Source organism: Janthinobacterium sp. C22, assembly GCF_057919405.1.
Genome location: NZ_CP193659.1, coordinates 3,027,027 through 3,042,816, shown reverse-complemented (window position 1 = coordinate 3,042,816; position 15,790 = coordinate 3,027,027). Strand labels below are relative to the sequence as shown.

Genomic DNA, 15,790 nt, shown 5'->3' with positions numbered 1-15,790 from the left:
GACCGGCCCCCCACAAGGAAATGACAATCATGACAACCCTATTCGCCCCCATCACCATCGGCAGCCTGCAACTGAAAAACCGCATCATCATGGCGCCGCTGACGCGTTCGCGCGCCGGCAATCCGGGCCGCGTGCCCAACGCCCTGATGGCCGAGTACTACGCGCAGCGCGCTTCGGCCGGCATGATCATTTCGGAAGCGACGGCCGTCACGCCGCAGGGCGTGGGCTATGCGGACACGCCCGGTATCTGGTCCGACCAGCAGGTGGAAGGCTGGAAACACATCACCCGCGCAGTGCATGAGGCGGGTGGCAAGATCGTGCTGCAACTGTGGCATGTGGGCCGCATTTCCGCGCCCCTGTTCCTGAATGGCGATTTGCCCGTGGCACCCAGCGCCGTCAAGCCGGCCGGCCACGTCAGCCTGGTGCGCCCGCAACAGGAATTCGTCACGCCGCGCGCGCTGGACGCGGAAGAAATCCCCGGCATCGTGGCGGCCTACCGCCTGGGCGCAGAGAATGCAAAGAAAGCGGGCTTCGACGGCGTGGAAATCCATGGCGCCAATGGATATCTGCTCGACCAGTTCCTGCAAGACAGCACCAACTTGCGCACCGATAACTACGGCGGCTCGATTGAAAACCGCGCCCGATTGATGCTGGAAGTGACGGACGCCTGCATAGCCGTGTGGGGCGCGGACAAAGTGGGCATGCACCTGGCGCCGCGCCGCGACGCGCACGACATGGGCGATTCCGACCCGCGCGCCACCTTCGGCTATGTGGCGCGCGAACTGGGCAAACGGGGCATCGCCTTCATCTGCGCCCGCGAAGCGCTCGGTGACGACCGCCTGGGCCCCTACCTGAAGCAGGAATTTGGCGGCGTGTACATTGCCAACGAGAAAATGGACAAGGCGGCGGCCGAAGCCTTGCTGGCCAAGGGCGAAGCCGATGCCGTGGCCTTCGGCCTGTGGTTCATCGCCAACCCCGACCTGCCCATCCGCCTGCACAGCGACGCGCCATTGAACCCGCTGAACCCGGACACCCTGTATGCACCGGACGCCGCCGGCTACACGGACTACCCGGCGCTGGCCGCACAAGCCTGAACGGCCCCCTGAGCACGAGCGGCACTGCGCCGCTCATCCCCCTTGGCGGCGGGCGCAACGATACCAACGCGCTGATTGCGCGACGATCGCGGCGCCCGCCGTTTTTACCTGCCCTTCAGCGCCATCGGCGCCGTGCCGGCCGGGCCGGGCGGCGCGCCTGCACGCTGCTGAAGACGCGGCGTATTACTTCGGCCGGCACCGCGTGCTCGCGCAAATAGGCGGTCGCCACCGTTCGCCCCAGGGCGTGATGAAACGCCACGCCACGCTCAACAAGCTCGGCCATCACTGTGTCCGTTCGAACATGCTCCCCATGTACATCGTCGATACTGTTTTTCATGCCATGGCTCCATAGCGGGTGGATCAACCTTGCATCAAGTTTTGACCACATACCGTGCATTTAGTGCCCGGCACAGGAAGCAAGCATGGTTAAAATGGCAGTGTAAACGACCCCGACACCGCATGAATAGCGGCCTCGGCTGCTTGTCGCCATCGCCAGCCCCGTATAGAATGCCTGCGCAGAATTTTTGCTTCACGGAAAATGGCCACCAGCGCCATCCCATTAAGAACAGTGTCACTGAAGGGTATCAATGGACGATTTATTTGTACAAGCGGGCGACTTGCCGACCTGGCACCAGCGCTGCGCGCTGCGCGTGCTGCACCTGTTCGGCTGGCGCATGCGCTTCCGCCCCTTGCCGGGGCCGCGCGGCATCGCCGTCGTCTACCCGCACACGTCGAACTGGGATTTCATGGTGGGCCTGTTCGGAAAATGGGCGCTGTCGCTGCCGTTCCGCTGGCTGGCCAAGGATTCGCTGTTCCGCGGCCCCATGGGCAAGGTGCTGCGCTACCTGGGCGGCGAACCGGTCGACCGCAGCACCACCAGCGGCACGATCCAGCGCCAGGCCGAGCGCATGCTGGCCGCCGACTGGTACTGGCTGGCCATCACGCCGGAAGCGACGCGCAGCTACCGTCCGAACTGGAAAAGCGGCTTCTATCACCTGGCCGTCGCCGCCAAGGTGCCACTGTTGCTGGTCTACATCGACTACCCGAACAAGGTGCTGGGCGTCGTCGACCACTTATACTTGACGGGCGACAAGGATGCCGACATGGCGGCGATTGCCGCCGTGTATGCGGGCCACCAGGGCTTGCATCCGGAAAAAGCCGCGCCCATCGTTCTGTCCGACAAGCGCCCCGCCCCTTAATTCATTCCCATCAGCACCACGCCGGCAGCCGTCAAGGCCACGCCGGCCAGGCGCAGCACGCGCTCGGCCAGCACCTGGCCGGTGAAACGTCCCGCACACAGCAGCATGGCCGAGGCCAGCATGAAGCCCCACGCGGCCGAGGCGGACGGCAATTCCTGTCCATGCGCATTGCCATGCGCCAGCGCAAACATGGCCACCAATCCCAAGCCTAGCCAGTTCGGCAAGGCCAGCGCCAGCGCGATGGCCAGTCCCACCAGCGCCACCGTCGCGGCGATGCCCGTTTCCAACCCCGGCACCGTCAAGCCCGCCATGCCGGCCAGCGCGCCGAACAGCATCATGCCGAGGAAAGTGGCAGGCTGGCCCCAGCCGCGGCGCTGCTGGCCGCCCCATAGACCCACGCCCAGCATGGCCAGCAAATGGTCGATGCCCGTGAACGGATGGGCGAAGCCGGCCAGGAAGCCCACGCTGTCGCCATGACCGGGGTGGGCCATGGCGGGCACGGCCAGCAGGCACAGTGCCGCCACGGCGGCCGTTTTTGTCATCAGTGTTGCGCTCATTGCAGCTCCTTGCCTGGTTGATCGAGCAAACCTTGCTCGCGGATAAAATCGATCACGGCCTGCACGCCGTCGCCGCTGCGCAGGTTGGTGAACACGAAGGGCCGCTCGCCGCGCATGCGCCTGGCGTCCTGCGCCATGATGTCGAGGTTGGCGCCCACGTACGGCGCCAGGTCCGTCTTGTTGATGATCAACAAGTCGGAGCGCGTGATGCCGGGGCCGCCCTTGCGCGGGATTTTCGCCGCCGGCCACATCGATCACGTAAATCGTCAGGTCCGACAGTTCCGGGCTGAAGGTGGCAGCCAGATTGTCCCCGCCCGATTCGACCAGGATCAGGTCGAGATCGGGAAAATCAGCCTGCATACGCGCGATCGCTTCCAGGTTGATGGACGCATCCTCGCGGATGGCCGTGTGCGGGCAGCCGCCCGTTTCCACGCCCATCAGGCGCTCGGCCGGCAAGGCGTCGGCGCGCAGCAGGATTTCCATGTCTTCCTTGGTGTAGATGTCGTTCGTGATGACGGCCATGTCGTAGCGTTCGCGCATGCCCTTGCACAGCATTTCGCACAGGGCCGTCTTGCCCGAGCCAACGGGCCCGCCTATGCCCACGCGCAGGGGATTGGAGGTAATCGATGTCATGTTTGCTCTCTCGTTGAATAGTTCAGGAACGGTACAGGCGGCTGTACTGCACTTCGTGCCGCATCGACAGCAGCGACAGGCCCGGCGCCCAGTTGCCCATCTCGTCGTCTGCCAAGGTTTGCGCCGTGAGGGCCGCCGCTTCCAGGTCCGGCCGCAGCGACAGCAGCAGGCGCTGGCCCGCCACCTGCCCCAGCGGCACGGATTTCACGCAGACGAGCACCTGGTTTTCCGCCCAGGCGAACAGCATGGCCAGCAGCGCCTCTTCGCGCGGGATGGCCAGTGCCGCCACGGCGCAGGCATACGCGGTGGGCAGGGCCACTTCCGGCTCGCCCTGCAGCATGTCGATCAGCACGCCGTCGGCCACGCCCAGCTCGGCCAGCAATTTGGTCAGCGAGTATCCCATCTGGATGGTTTCGGCGCGAAATTCCGCCGTGTCGCGCGAAGCGATGAAACGCTCGCTCCAGCGCTGCACGGCGCCCAGGTCCTGCGCTGCAAACGCCTGCATCAAGCGCCAGCACAAAGGCGCCTCCCAGCGCGCCACCACCTGCGCCAGATGCTGCGCGATCCACTCGCGCGCCGTGGCCGCGTCGTGCACCAGACTTGACTCGAGCGCCGCTTCCAGCCCCTGCGAATAGCTGTAGGCGCCGATCGGCAAGGCCGGGCTGGCGAACTGCAGCAGATGCAGCAGGGCCGAGGCCTGCATCATGCGCTGCCCAGCGCATCGCCTGGACGGTGGATTTTCTGCCGCAGCGGCACGGGCGCCAGCAAGTGCTGGCCGTGGCCGTCGTGGTGGCCATGGCCGCCGCCATACGCGCCCGCTTCCGGCTCGAACGGCGCGCTTTCTTCCGTCACCGTCGCCTGCAAGCCCTCCAGCATCTCCCTCAACACCACATCCTTGCGGATGCGCAAGAAGCCGTCGCCCACCTGCGCCTGCGTGTGGCGGTTCCCCAGGTGGAAAGCGCAGCGCAGCAGGGTATGCGCATCCGCGCAGCGCACCAGGTAGGTCGGTTCGCGCGCGGCGACGACCCGCACCACCTGCCCTTCCGGCCCCGTCATGCGCTCGCCGTCGCGCAGCACCGTGCCGCGCACGGTGAACACGGCGACGTCGTCGCCATTCGACAGCACGGCGCGCAGCCGGCATTTTTCGCGCTGGTCGTAGGGCAGCACCAATTGGGCAAACGGCGCGCGGTCATCGTCGGGACCTAATTTGGTATGCAAAGTGAGCATGCTTGTCTCCCGCTTAAAATAGAAAATAACGCTGCGCCATGGGCAGCACGGCCGCCGCCTCGCACACGAGCAGCTGGCCGTCGGCGCGCACGGCATAGGTTTCCGGGTCCACTTCCATGTGCGGCGTGGCGCCGTTGTGGATCATGTCGGCCTTGCGCAAGCCGCGCATGTTTTTCACGGCGATGATGGATTTATTGAGTTTGAGCTGGTGCCCGATATCGAGCTCGTAGGCCGCCTGCGAGACAAAGGTGAAGGACTTTTTCAGGCCGCCGCCGAAGGCGCCGAACATCATGCGGTAATGCACGGGCTGCGGCGTGGGAATCGAGGCGTTCGGGTCGCCCATCTGCGCGGCCGCGATCATGCCGCCCTTGAGTATCATCGACGGCTTGACGCCGAAGAAGGCCGGCTTCCACAGCACGATATCGGCGATCTTGCCCGCCTCGATGGAACCCACCACGTGCGATATCCCATGCGTGATGGCCGGGTTGATCGTGTACTTGGCGATGTAGCGCTTGGCGCGGAAATTGTCGCTGCGCGCCGTGTCGGGCGCCAGCGCGCCCCGCTGCACCTTCATCTTGTGCGCCGTCTGCCAGGTGCGCATGATCACTTCGCCCACGCGGCCCATGGCTTGCGAGTCGGACGACATCATCGAGATGGCGCCGATATCGTGCAGGATGTCTTCGGCGGCGATGGTTTCGCGGCGGATGCGCGACTCGGCAAAGGCCACGTCTTCGGCAATCGCCGGGTCCAGGTGGTGGCATACCATCAGCATGTCCAGGTGCTCGTCGAGCGTGTTGACGGTAAACGGGCGCGTCGGGTTGGTCGACGAGGGCAGCACGTTGGACTGGCCCACGGCGGCGATGATGTCGGGCGCATGGCCGCCGCCCGCCCCTTCCGTGTGGAAGGTGTGGATGGTGCGGTCCTTGAAGGCGGCCAAGGTGTGTTCGAGGAAGCCCCTTCGTTGAGGGTATCGCTGTGCAGCGCCACCTGGATATCCATGCGGTCGGCCACCGACAGGCAATTGTCGATGGCGGCCGGCGTGCTGCCCCAGTCCTCGTGCAGTTTCAGGCCGATGGCGCCCGCGCGCACCTGTTCTTCCAGAGGCAGCGGCAAACTGACGTTGCCTTTGCCCATGAAGCCCAGGTTCATCGGGAAGGCGTCGGCGGCGGCCAGCATGGCGTGCAAGTGCCACGGTCCCGGCGTGCAGGTGGTGGCGGCCGTGCCCACGGCCGGCCCCGTGCCGCCGCCCAGCATGGTGGTCACGCCGCTCATCAGCGCTTCCTCGATCTGCTGCGGGCAGATGAAGTGGATGTGCGTGTCGACGCCGCCGGCCGTGACGATCATGCCTTCGCCGGCGATGATCTCGGTGGCGCCGCCGATGGCGAGCGTGACGCCGGGCTGGATGTCCGGGTTGCCCGCCTTGCCGATGCCGAAGATCAGGCCGTTTTTCAGGCCGATGTCCGCCTTCACGATGCCCCAGTGGTCGAGGATGACGGCATTCGTGATGACGGTGTCCATCACCTCGGCCGCACAACGCTGCGACTGGCCCATGCCGTCCCGGATGACTTTACCGCCGCCGAATTTCACTTCTTCGCCGTAGATCGCGTAATCATGCTCGATCTCGATGAACAGTGCCGTGTCGGCCAGGCGGATGCGGTCGCCCTTGGTGGGGCCGAACATCTCGGCATACGCGCCGCGGGGAATGCTGGCCATCTCAATCCTTTCCCGGTGGCGTGTCTTGCAGTTCGCCCATCACTGCGCCATTGAAGCCGAACACCTTGCGCTCGCCCGCCAGCGCCACCAGTTCCACCGTGCGCTGCTGGCCCGGCTCGAAGCGCACGGCCGTGCCGGCCGTGATGTTCAGGCGCATGCCGTAGGCGCGCCAGCGCTCGAAGGCCAGTGCCGGGTTGACTTCAAAAAGTGGAAGTGCGAGCCGACCTGGATGGGCCGGTCGCCCCGGTTGGCCACCACCACGGTGGCCGTGGCGCGCCCCGCGTTCAAGCTGATTTCGCCTTCTTCCAACTGGTATTCGCCTGGGGTCATGAGGGGCTCCTTCGCAAAAAAACTACGGTATCGGGTGGTGCACGGTCACCAGCTTGCTGCCATCGGGGAAAGTCGCTTCCACCTGGATGTCGGGGATCATCTCGGCGATGCCGTCCATGACGTCCGCGCGCGAAAGTATCTTCGTGCCGTCCGACATCAGCTGCGCCACCGACTTGCCGTCGCGCGCCCCTTCCATGATGGCGGCGCTGATCAGGGCCACCGCTTCCGGGTAATTGAGCTTCAAGCCGCGCGCCAGGCGCCGTTCGGCCAGCAGCGCGGCCGTAAAAATGAGCAGCTTGTCTTTTTCGCGGGGAGTCAGGTCCATGGTTTTCCTTGTGCTTCTTTCCTGTTCAAGTGTTCCAGATGCGGGGCACGACGGCGGCGCGCCCCAGCATGGCGGGGCGCAGCAACTGCCAGGCGGCCAGCATGACGCGGCGCGCCGCCTCGCTGTCGCCGCACAACAGGCGCACCGCCACCAGCGATTTCATCTGCGTGGCGCCAAATGCGGCGCCTTCCGGCACGGCGATCCCGCGCACGGCCGCCAGTACGGCGGAAGAAACGGGCGTGCCGACGGCGATCAGGGTGGCGCATACCGTGTGTCCGCCCAGGCCGAGGGGGCTGGCCATCAGCGCGCCGCGGGCGGCCAGCACGCCCTGCTCCCACCACAGCAGCTTGCCGCCGCGGCGGATCCGCACCTGCTGGCTGATGCTGCCCGTGTTGAACATTTCCCCCGCGGCGCTGCGGCCCAGGCAGACGATGTCGCAGCCGATGTAGCCGGCGTCCGGCGCCAGCTCCACTTCATGGAGCTGGCGCACGCAGGCCTGGTCGAAGAAAATGCTTTCCTGCGGCAGCCACTCGATGGCGGCGCCGCGGCCCGCGCGCAGCACGATGTGCTGGCCCGAGACGTGGCCATTCGCGCGGTACCATTTGGCGGCGCCCGGCGACGTGAGCAAGGCGTGCGCGCCCTCGCCCGCCGTGGCGTCGACGGCCAGCTGGTCGCCGCCCACCACGCCGCCGGGCGGATGGATGATGATGGCGTGGCAGACGCCATCGCCTTCCGGGTACAGGGGCTTTTGCACGCGCAGGGGGCCGCTGTGCGTGCGCTCGACGAGGCGGCTGACGCCATCGTGCAGCGCAAAGCCCAGGCGCAGGTGCGCCTGCCAGGCGCCGTGCGCGCTGGCTGGTGTAGGCATGACTGGATGGCTGCTGTCTGGCATGCGGGGCAATCGCGTAAATAAGCGATTACCTAAGCAGGATATGTGCCAGCGTCAGGGGAAGGAAAAGTGAGAATCACGCACCGCGCTGCAGCGGACGCACCGGCATGGTGCATCGGCCGCACCGCGGCGCTTAGGCCTGGGCCATGGCCAGGGTGCGCCGTTCGCGCAGCAAGGCCGTAAACGATGCGGCGCCCAGGGGACGGCTGAAATAATAGCCCTGCATTTCATCGCAGCCGTGTTCCGTCAAGAAGTCGACCTGCTCGCGCGTCTCCACGCCCTCGGCGATGACGCGCATGTCGAGGTTGTGCGCCAGAGAGATGACGGAGCGGGCGATGGCCGCGTCGCTGCTGCTGGTGGTGACGTCGTCGACGAAGGATTTGTCGATCTTCAGCACGTCGATGGGGAAGCGCTTCAGGTAGCCGAGGCTGGAATAGCCGGTGCCGAAGTCGTCGAGCGAAATGCCCACGCCGATGTCCTTCAGGCGCGTCAGGGCCGCCACGGCCTTGTCCGGGTCGCCCATCACCGTGCTTTCCGTGATCTCGATGCCCAGGCAGGCGGGCGCGATGCCGTATTTGCGCAAGGTCGCCTCGACGAAAGGCACCGTGCGGTCCTGCGCGAACTGCTTGCCGGACAGGTTGACGGCCACCTTGATGCTGCCCAGGCCCGCATCGTGCCACACGCGGATCTGCGCGCAGACGCTTTCGAGCACCCACTCGCCGATGGCCGTGATGGAACCATACTCCTCGGCCAGCGCGATGAACAGGCCGGGCGGCACCTTGCCCAGCACAGGGTTATTCCAGCGCAACAACGCTTCCGCGCCCAGCATGGCGCCCGTGCGCAAGCACATCTGCGGCTGGTAATGCACTTCGAATTCATCGCGGCCGATGGCGCCGCGCAGCTGCTGCTGCATGGCCAGGCGGGCGCGGATATCGCTGCCCATGCGCTCCGTAAAGAAGGCGTAATGGTCGCGCCCCATTTCCTTGGCGCGCACCAGGGCCGTGTCGGCATGGCGCAGCACGTCGTCGAGGCTGTCGCCGTCGGCCGGGCACATGGCGATGCCGATGCTGGTGGTCAGCGCCAGGCGCTCGCCGTCGACGCTGAGTTCTTCGCGCAGGCCGGCCAGGATGGTTTGCGCCAGCGCCAGCGTGCGGCCCAGCAGGGCATCGTCCTGCAGCAGGATCTGGAATTCGTCACCGCCCTGGCGCACCACCGTGTCGCCCTCGCGCACGCAGCCGGACAGGAAACGCGCCACCACCTGCAAGGCCTTGTCGCCCACAGCCTGGCCGTGCGAATCGTTGATGTTCTTGAAGCGGTCCAGGTCCAGGCACATCAGCACCACCTGCTGGCCGTCGCGCAGGGCGTTCGCGCGCGCCTGTTCGAAACGCTCGCGCAGCAGCACGCGGTTCGGCAAACCCGTCAGCGCATCGTGGTAGGAGAGGAAATCGATCAGATGCTGCTCGGCCTTGCGCTCGCTGATGTCGAGGAACACGCCGATGTAGTTGACGACGGCGCCGTCCGGGCCGTGCACGGTGGAGGCGCTGAGCAGGCAGGGATAGGTATCGCCGCTCTTGCGCCGCGTCTGCACCTCGCCCGACCAGCAGCCGCTGCTGCGCAAGCCCTGGCGCAGGGCCAGCAGCACCGCTTCGCCCGTGTATTCGGCGTGCAGGCGCATGATGTCCGTGCCCACCACTTCCTGCGCGGCGTAGCCGGTGATGCGGGTAAACGCGGGATTGGCGGTGACGATGACGCCGGCCGGGTCGGTGATCAGGATGGCGTCCTGGGTCGCTTCGAAGACCTGGCCCGACAGGCGCAGCAATTCTTCGTTGGCGCGGCGGATCTGCACTTCGCGCGCCAGGGTGCTGGCCACCTGCTCCAGTTCGGCCGTGCGCTCGGCCACGCGCCGCTCCAGGTTGGCGCGCTCCTGCGCCAGCTGCAGCTGCGCCCGCGCCAGACGCACGTGGGCATCGGTGCGGGCCAGGATTTCCTCGGCCTGGAAGGGCTTGGCGATGAAATCGACGGCACCCAGCGCAAAGCCGCGCACCTTGTCGTCCGTATCGTATTGCGCCGACAGGAAGATCACCGGCACCTGGCTCAGCGATGGAATTTCCTTCAGGCGGCGGCACACTTCAAAGCCGTCGAGGCCCGGCATGCGCACGTCGAGCAGGATCAGCTCCGGCGGGCGCGCCTGGGCCGTCCACAGGGCCAGTTCGCCGTTCGGCGCCTGGCGCACCGCATAGCCGGCGCCGCCCAGCAAATCGCTCAACAGCTTCAGCGAAGCCGGCGTATCTTCAACGATCAGTACTTCGCCCTTCGAGTTCACTTCCGAAAAATCGCGGTGCATGTAGCAGTTCTCTCAGCTTTGGATGAGGCGCGGCGGTCCGTTGCCGCGCTGGACAAGACATTTCTTTGCGATGAACTACGTACTATCATCATAATCTTTATTGCAATTTAGCACCATCCATCGGCCCTACTTAGTCCGTCTTTTCAGCGAAACCGATGTTGTCAGCCCACACTTTCACGTGTGCGCCAGCGCCTCCTCATTCTCCAGCAAGTCGCACAGCTGGCGGTACCGATGCTGGTCGAGCATGGCCTGCAGCGGCGCCAGCACGGGCGCCGCCGCCGGCGGCAAGGCGCCCAGCAGCAGGGCCACCCTGGCCAGGTTCAATTCGCGCAGCGCCACCAGCAAGGCGGCGCGCTCCTCGCCGGCCAGCAGCTGCAAGTCCTGCGCCCGCAGTGCCGGCGGCGCCTCGTGCGCCGGCATTGCGGGCAGCGGCACGGGCGCCTGCACGGGCGCCTCGGCCGCCTGCGCGGGAATGCTGAAACGGAAAGTGGCGCCCTGCCCCGGCATGGATTCCACCGTCAGCTCGCCTTTCATCAGCTGCACGAATTCGCGCGAGATGGCCAGGCCCAGGCCCGTGCCATCCTTCGGTCCCGCGCTGTCGGCCTGCACGAAGGGCTCGAAGATGCGCTGCTGGTCCTCCGGGGCGATGCCGATGCCCGTGTCGCTGACGGCGAACGACAGCATCCATTGTTCGCCCTCGCGCCGCTCGCCGCGCACGCGCAAGGTCACCTCGCCGCCGCCGGCGAACTTGACGGCGTTCGACATCAGGTTCAGCAGCACCTGGCGCAGGCGCGTCGCGTCGAGCAGCACGGCCGCGGGCAGGTCCGCGCAATCGAGGCGCAGCGCCAGCCCCTGCTGCTCGGCGCGCATGCCCAGCATGTCCATCACTTCCTGCAGCAGCGGCGCCAGCGCCGCCACGGCCGTCTGCGCCTGCAGGCGGCCCGCCTCGCCCTTCGACAGTTCGAGGATTTCATTGATCAGGGTGAGCAAATGGTTGCCCGAGCGGTGGATGATGGCCAGGTTGCGCTTTTCATCGTCCTGCATGTTGGGCGAGGCGGCCATCAGGCGCGAAAAACCGATCACGGAATTCAAGGGCGTGCGCAATTCATGGCTCATGTTGGCCAGGAAGGTGCTCTTGGCGCGGTTCGCCGCCTGCGCCTGGCTGACGGCCACCGACAGGGCGCTCGTGCGCTCGGCCACCAGTTCTTCCAGGTGGTGGCGGTGGCGCAGCAGTTCCAGTTCGGCCTCGCGGTGCGCCGTGATGTCGTAGTTCGAGCCCACCAGACGCATGGGCCGGCCCTGCCCGTCGCGGAAGATCACGGCGTCGGCCTTGATGTAGCGGATGGCGCCATCGGGCCACAGGATGCGGTATTCGTGCGTGAACGCCTGGCCGGCGCCCAGCGCGGCGCGCAGGGCCGCCTTGGCGGCCGGCACGTCGTCCGGCATCAGCGCCGCGCGCCAGATCGCCGCAGGCGCCATGCCGCTTTCCGCGTCGGCCTTGAACTGCGCATACATCTGCTCATCCCACTGCAAGGCATCGCTGCGGACGCTCCAGTCCCAGATGCCGATGCTGGCCGCGCCGGTGGCCATCTGCACGCGCTCCTCGCTGCGCTGCAAGGCGCGGTAGCGGCTGTCGAGCAGCGCCACCATGTCGCGGATGGAGCGGTACAAGGTGCGCAGCTCGCCCAGGAACCACGCTTTCGGCGGCGTGCCGGACGCTTCGCCCTGCCCTGCCTGGATGCCGGCCGCATACTGGCCGATCGCCTTCAGAGGCTTGAGCATCAGACACCACATGAGCAGCCAGATGCTGGCCACCAGGATCACGTCGAGCGCCACGATCATGGCGCCGATGCCCAGCGCGCGCTGGCGCAGTTGCGCGTGCAGCAGGGCCGGCGTCGCATACACGGCAACGCTGCCGATGACCTGTCCGCCCATCGTCACGGGGCGCCGCTGCACCAGCCAGCCGGGTTCCGCGGACAGCGAGGAAAAGCTGCCGATGGCGCCGGACGCAGTGCGGCGCAGGACCAGCGCTTCCTTGCCGATGCCCGGCGTGAGGGAACTGGCCACCAGGTCGCGCTTGCCCAGCATGCTGCGCATGATGGCCTGCATCTGCTTTTCATCGAGATTCCACAATGGCAGTTCGATGGCCACGGCCAGCTGGTCCGCGCTGACCGACAGGCTGCGCTCCAGCTGCTGCCAGCGCTGCTCGCGTTCTGACTGGTAAAACAGCACGGCAAACACCAGCAGCAGCGCGGTGACGACAAAGGTCAGCGCCACGCTGACGGCCAGCACGATGGACACGCCGCCCAGGCGCGCGCCCCTGGATGCGTGCAAAGTCATGCGTCTTCGCCCTGCGGCTCGCTGGCCGGCTGCGCCAGCAAGGCACACAGCGGCTGGTACTGGTGCTGTTCCAGCATGGCGGCGATGTGCGCGGTCAGCTGCGGCAGGCTGGTCGCCACGCCGGCCAGCACGATGGCGCTGCGCCGCAAATCGAGGGCCTGCACGGATTCGAGCAGCGCCTGCCGCTCGGCCGCGCCCAGCTGGCCCAGCGCCTGCTGCAGGTCGAAGGCGGCGGCCGGCACGCGCGGCGCCGGGGCGGCCGTGCGCTGGAAGCGCAGGCCCAGCTGCTGCTCCAGCATGGCGAACAGGTGTTCCTGCTCGATCGGCTTGCGCAGGAAGCCGTCGGCGCCGGCCGCCAGCGCCTCCTGCTTTTCTTCCTCGAAGGCGGAGGCGGTCATGATCACCAGGCGCGGCTGCACCAGCGCCGGCTGCGCGCGCAGCCAGCGCGTCAGCGCCAGGCCGTCCAGGTCCGGCATGCGCCAGTCGCTGAGCACCATGTCGTAGCGCTGCGCCGCCAGCATGGCTTGCGCCTGCACGCCGCCCGCTGCCTCGTGCAGCTGGAAGCCCAGCGGCGCCAGCAAGCCGGCCAGCAGCTTGCGGCAATTGTCGTCATCGTCGACCAGCAGCACCATGCGCCCGCGCTGGGCCGGCGGCAGGCGCGCCACGCGGCCCGGCGCCAGCGCCGCGATGGCCGGCTGCCGCAGCAGCGGTGCGCGCAGCGCGAAGCTGAAGCGGGAACCGGCGCCCAGGGTCGATTCGACGCGCAGCTCGCCGCCCATCAGGCGCACGAATTCGCGCGAAATCGTCAGCCCCAGTCCCGTGCCGGCCTGCGCCACGGCGCTGTCGGCCTGCACGAACGGTTCAAAGATGCGTTCCAGGTCTTCTTCCGCGATGCCGCTGCCCGTATCGCGCACGGCAAACGCCAGCGCCACTTGCCCGTCGTCGCCCGCCTGGCAGGCCAGCGACAGGGTCACGCTGCCCTGCTCGATGAACTTGAGCGCGTTCGACAGCAAATTGAGCAGCACCTGGCGCAGCTTGGCGCCGTCGAGGCGCACCAGCGGCGGCACGCCGTCGCGCTCGAGCCGCAGCGCGATGCCCTGGTCGCCCGAGCGCATGCGCACCATCTCGAGCACCTCGTCGAGCAAGCCGTTCAAGTCCACCGGCCCCGCCTGCAACTGCATGCGGCCCGCCTCGATTTTCGACAATTCCAGGATATCGTTGATCAAGGTCAGCAAGTGGTGGCCCGCGCGGTTGATGATGGCCAGGTTGTGTTTTTCTTCCTCGAACATGCTGCTCGAATCGGCCATCATCTGCGAAAAGCCGATCACGGAATTCAAGGGCGTGCGCAATTCATGGCTCATGTTGGCGAGAAAAACGCTTTTCGCGCGGTTCGCCGATTCGGCCTCGGTGACGGCCACGGACAGGGCCGCCGTGCGCTGCTGCACCAGCTCTTCCAGGTGGTCGCGGTAGCCGAGCAGCTCCTGCTCGCTTTGCTTGCGCTCGGAAATGTCGACGATGCCGCTGCGCACCAGGCGCCGCCCTTCCATCGGCAAGCGCACCAGCCGCACCTCGCAGGGGAAAATGCTGCCGTCGGCGCGCCGCACATGGCGCTCGACCATGATGGGTTCGCCCAGCATGGCGCGGCGCAGATGCTCTTCCACCATCAGGCCCAAAGGCAGGCCGTCTGGCTGCTCCGTGCTGTACAGGTCGAACGGCCCGCGCGCCAGCAGCGCTTCGCGCGACATGCCCAGCATGCGCTGCGCGCTGCTGTTGGCGTCGATGAAGCGGTCCTGGTCCAGGTCGTACACGACGATGGCCTCGGGCGCATGCTCGACGAGGATGCGGAAGCGCTGTTCGCTTTCGCGCGCTTCGCGCTCGGCATGGCGCAAACGCCGCCGCTGCAGCAGCAGGGCGCTCAGCAAGCCGGCCATGACGATGAAGATGGCGCCCACCAGCAGCACGGCGGCGCGGTGTTCGTGCCACAGCTGCGGCGGACGGTTGAAGAACAGGGTGTGCGGCGGCAGCTGGCTGATGTCGGCATCCCAGCGCTGCAGCTGCTCCCAGTCGTACATGGGCACGGGGCGGACCGGCGGCAGCAAGGCACCCGGCGCGGCAGGCGCCTTGCCGTCCAACACGGCCAGCGACATCTGCGCCACCTGCTGCGCGGCCCGCTCGATGTGCAGGATGGAGCCGCCCAGGATGCCCTTGCCGACCGTCGCGTTATACATGCCGAAGGCGGGCACATTGGCCAGCCGCGCCAGCTGCACGGAAAACTGCACGGGCGTGGCGATGTTGCCATCCACGTCGCGGTTGACGTTGCCCGCCACCAGCAGCGTATCGGCGGGCAGGTGCGCCACCGCCGCGCGCATCTGCTCGAGGGACAGGTTGTCGAGATACCGCATGGCCACCTTGCCCCGCCAGGCCAGCGCCGCCTGCTGCATGCTGCGCTTCAAGGCCTGGTCGGCCTCGCTGGTGCCGACGGCCATGACGATGCTTTTGGTCTCCGGGAACAGCGCCATCGCTTGCGCCAGGGTGCCGGGAAAATCGACATTCGCCTTTTGCTGCCAGATGGACGCCGGGCTGCCGGCCGGCAAGGCCTTGCCCGAGGTGTTAATCGCCAGCACGGGCACGCCGCGCGCCAGCGGCGCCAGGTCCGACAGCAAGAAATCGAGCGCCGGCTGCTGCATGGCGATGATCAGGTCCGCCTTGCGCCCCATCATCTGGGTGTATCTTAAAAGCAACAAATCGCGCATCTCGTTGCGCAGCGCCGGGTCACCCTGGGTATTCAGGTTCAGGTGCTCGACCATGATGTCTTCGCTGGCCAGGCCCGCGGCGGCCATGGCGGCCACATAGGTGCGCGTGTACGATTCCACGCCGGCGCGGCCGTAATCGTAGGCGTTGAGGAACAGCACGCGCTGCCCCTGGTGCGCCGGCGCGGCGGCCGGCACGGCGGCAGGGGCCGCGGCGACACAGAGCGCCAGCAGCAATGCGCGGCCGCAGCGGCGCGCCGCTGTCCCACCCATCCCGCCGCCCGGCGCTTCACGCATCATTCGCCATGCCCATGCTCACCCTCGCCTGTCACCATGTTTCAACTATGCGCCGACCATTCAGCCACCGACACTTACAAAAACATGATAAC

Annotated in this window: 11 protein-coding genes and 3 pseudogenes; 2 read left to right on the top strand and 12 right to left on the bottom strand. The window is 66.9% G+C overall.

What is annotated here, in order from left to right; translation table 11 throughout:
* The first annotated feature begins 29 nt into the window (after window positions 1-29).
* Window positions 30-1,094 carry an alkene reductase gene (locus tag ACRHIG_RS14205; RefSeq protein ID WP_489630538.1) on the top strand — a complete coding sequence of 355 codons (1,065 nt, stop codon included), beginning with the start codon at window positions 30-32 and terminating at the stop codon, window positions 1,092-1,094.
* Between the two features lie 115 nt (window positions 1,095-1,209).
* Here the strand turns inward: ACRHIG_RS14205 and ACRHIG_RS14200 are convergent, their stop codons facing one another.
* Window positions 1,210-1,431, bottom strand: coding sequence for a hypothetical protein (locus tag ACRHIG_RS14200; protein ID WP_475413970.1), 222 nt, complete (start codon window positions 1,429-1,431; stop codon window positions 1,210-1,212).
* 250 nt (window positions 1,432-1,681) lie between these two features.
* Between ACRHIG_RS14200 and ACRHIG_RS14195 the strand changes: the two genes are divergently transcribed.
* Window positions 1,682-2,293 carry a 1-acyl-sn-glycerol-3-phosphate acyltransferase gene (locus tag ACRHIG_RS14195; protein WP_475413971.1) on the top strand — a complete coding sequence of 204 codons (612 nt, stop codon included), beginning with the start codon at window positions 1,682-1,684 and terminating at the stop codon, window positions 2,291-2,293.
* Here the strand turns inward: ACRHIG_RS14195 and ACRHIG_RS14190 are convergent.
* The 11 genes and pseudogenes from ACRHIG_RS14190 to ACRHIG_RS14140 form a co-directional block, all read right to left on the bottom strand.
* Window positions 2,290-2,850, bottom strand: a complete 561-nt coding sequence (locus ACRHIG_RS14190) for a HupE/UreJ family protein (protein ID WP_475413972.1) — start codon at window positions 2,848-2,850, stop codon at window positions 2,290-2,292. The two genes, ACRHIG_RS14195 and ACRHIG_RS14190, sit on opposite strands and share 4 nt — an antisense overlap.
* Window positions 2,847-3,483, bottom strand: a pseudogene (gene ureG, locus ACRHIG_RS14185) (urease accessory protein UreG). Before ureG ends, ACRHIG_RS14190 begins: the two are co-directional and overlap by 4 nt.
* 22 nt (window positions 3,484-3,505) lie before the next feature.
* Window positions 3,506-4,186: an urease accessory protein UreF gene (locus tag ACRHIG_RS14180; protein ID WP_489630802.1), complete on the bottom strand. Its 681-nt coding sequence runs from the start codon at window positions 4,184-4,186 to the stop codon at window positions 3,506-3,508.
* Window positions 4,186-4,710 (bottom strand): urease accessory protein UreE, encoded by a 525-nt coding sequence (gene ureE, locus ACRHIG_RS14175; RefSeq protein WP_489630537.1) that lies wholly within the window; start codon window positions 4,708-4,710, stop codon window positions 4,186-4,188. The genes ACRHIG_RS14180 and ureE overlap by 1 nt, the downstream gene beginning before the upstream one ends.
* A 13-nt stretch (window positions 4,711-4,723) precedes the next feature.
* A pseudogene (gene ureC, locus ACRHIG_RS14170) lies at window positions 4,724-6,423 on the bottom strand (urease subunit alpha).
* Window position 6,424: 1 nt separating this feature from the next.
* Window positions 6,425-6,753: pseudogene (locus ACRHIG_RS14165) on the bottom strand (urease subunit beta).
* A 22-nt stretch (window positions 6,754-6,775) separates the two neighbouring features.
* Window positions 6,776-7,078 carry an urease subunit gamma gene (locus ACRHIG_RS14160; RefSeq protein ID WP_034751936.1) on the bottom strand — a complete coding sequence of 101 codons (303 nt, stop codon included), beginning with the start codon at window positions 7,076-7,078 and terminating at the stop codon, window positions 6,776-6,778.
* Between the two features lie 25 nt (window positions 7,079-7,103).
* The gene (locus ACRHIG_RS14155; protein WP_489630536.1) at window positions 7,104-7,946 is read right to left on the bottom strand and encodes an urease accessory protein UreD; all 843 of its coding nucleotides are present in this window, start codon (window positions 7,944-7,946) and stop codon (window positions 7,104-7,106) included.
* Between the two features lie 154 nt (window positions 7,947-8,100).
* On the bottom strand, window positions 8,101-10,311 hold the full coding sequence (locus tag ACRHIG_RS14150; RefSeq protein WP_475413978.1) for an EAL domain-containing response regulator: 2,211 nt from the start codon (window positions 10,309-10,311) through the stop codon (window positions 8,101-8,103).
* A gap of 174 nt (window positions 10,312-10,485) precedes the next feature.
* The gene (locus ACRHIG_RS14145; RefSeq protein ID WP_489630535.1) at window positions 10,486-12,651 is read right to left on the bottom strand and encodes a sensor histidine kinase; all 2,166 of its coding nucleotides are present in this window, start codon (window positions 12,649-12,651) and stop codon (window positions 10,486-10,488) included.
* A complete protein-coding gene (locus tag ACRHIG_RS14140; RefSeq protein WP_489630534.1) occupies window positions 12,648-15,701 on the bottom strand; it encodes an ATP-binding protein in 3,054 nt (1,017 codons plus the stop codon). Before ACRHIG_RS14140 ends, ACRHIG_RS14145 begins: the two co-directional genes overlap by 4 nt.
* Window positions 15,702-15,790 lie beyond the last annotated feature (89 nt).

Bases quoted from the DNA above. Each gene is read 5' to 3' on its own strand.
- ACRHIG_RS14205 (WP_489630538.1), top strand. From the start codon at position 30: ATGACAACCCTATTCGCCCCCATCACCATCGGCAGCCTGCAACTGAAA.
- ACRHIG_RS14195 (WP_475413971.1), top strand. From the start codon at position 1,682: ATGGACGATTTATTTGTACAAGCGGGCGACTTGCCGACCTGGCACCAG.
- ACRHIG_RS14200 (WP_475413970.1), bottom strand. From the start codon at position 1,431: ATGAAAAACAGTATCGACGATGTACATGGGGAGCATGTTCGAACGGAC.
- ACRHIG_RS14190 (WP_475413972.1), bottom strand. From the start codon at position 2,850: ATGAGCGCAACACTGATGACAAAAACGGCCGCCGTGGCGGCACTGTGC.
- ACRHIG_RS14150 (WP_475413978.1), bottom strand. From the start codon at position 10,311: ATGCACCGCGATTTTTCGGAAGTGAACTCGAAGGGCGAAGTACTGATC.
- ACRHIG_RS14155 (WP_489630536.1), bottom strand. From the start codon at position 7,946: ATGCCTACACCAGCCAGCGCGCACGGCGCCTGGCAGGCGCACCTGCGC.
- ACRHIG_RS14180 (WP_489630802.1), bottom strand. From the start codon at position 4,186: ATGCAGGCCTCGGCCCTGCTGCATCTGCTGCAGTTCGCCAGCCCGGCC.
- ACRHIG_RS14160 (WP_034751936.1), bottom strand. From the start codon at position 7,078: ATGGACCTGACTCCCCGCGAAAAAGACAAGCTGCTCATTTTTACGGCC.
- ACRHIG_RS14140 (WP_489630534.1), bottom strand. From the start codon at position 15,701: ATGATGCGTGAAGCGCCGGGCGGCGGGATGGGTGGGACAGCGGCGCGC.
- ACRHIG_RS14145 (WP_489630535.1), bottom strand. From the start codon at position 12,651: ATGACTTTGCACGCATCCAGGGGCGCGCGCCTGGGCGGCGTGTCCATC.
- ureE (WP_489630537.1), bottom strand. From the start codon at position 4,710: ATGCTCACTTTGCATACCAAATTAGGTCCCGACGATGACCGCGCGCCG.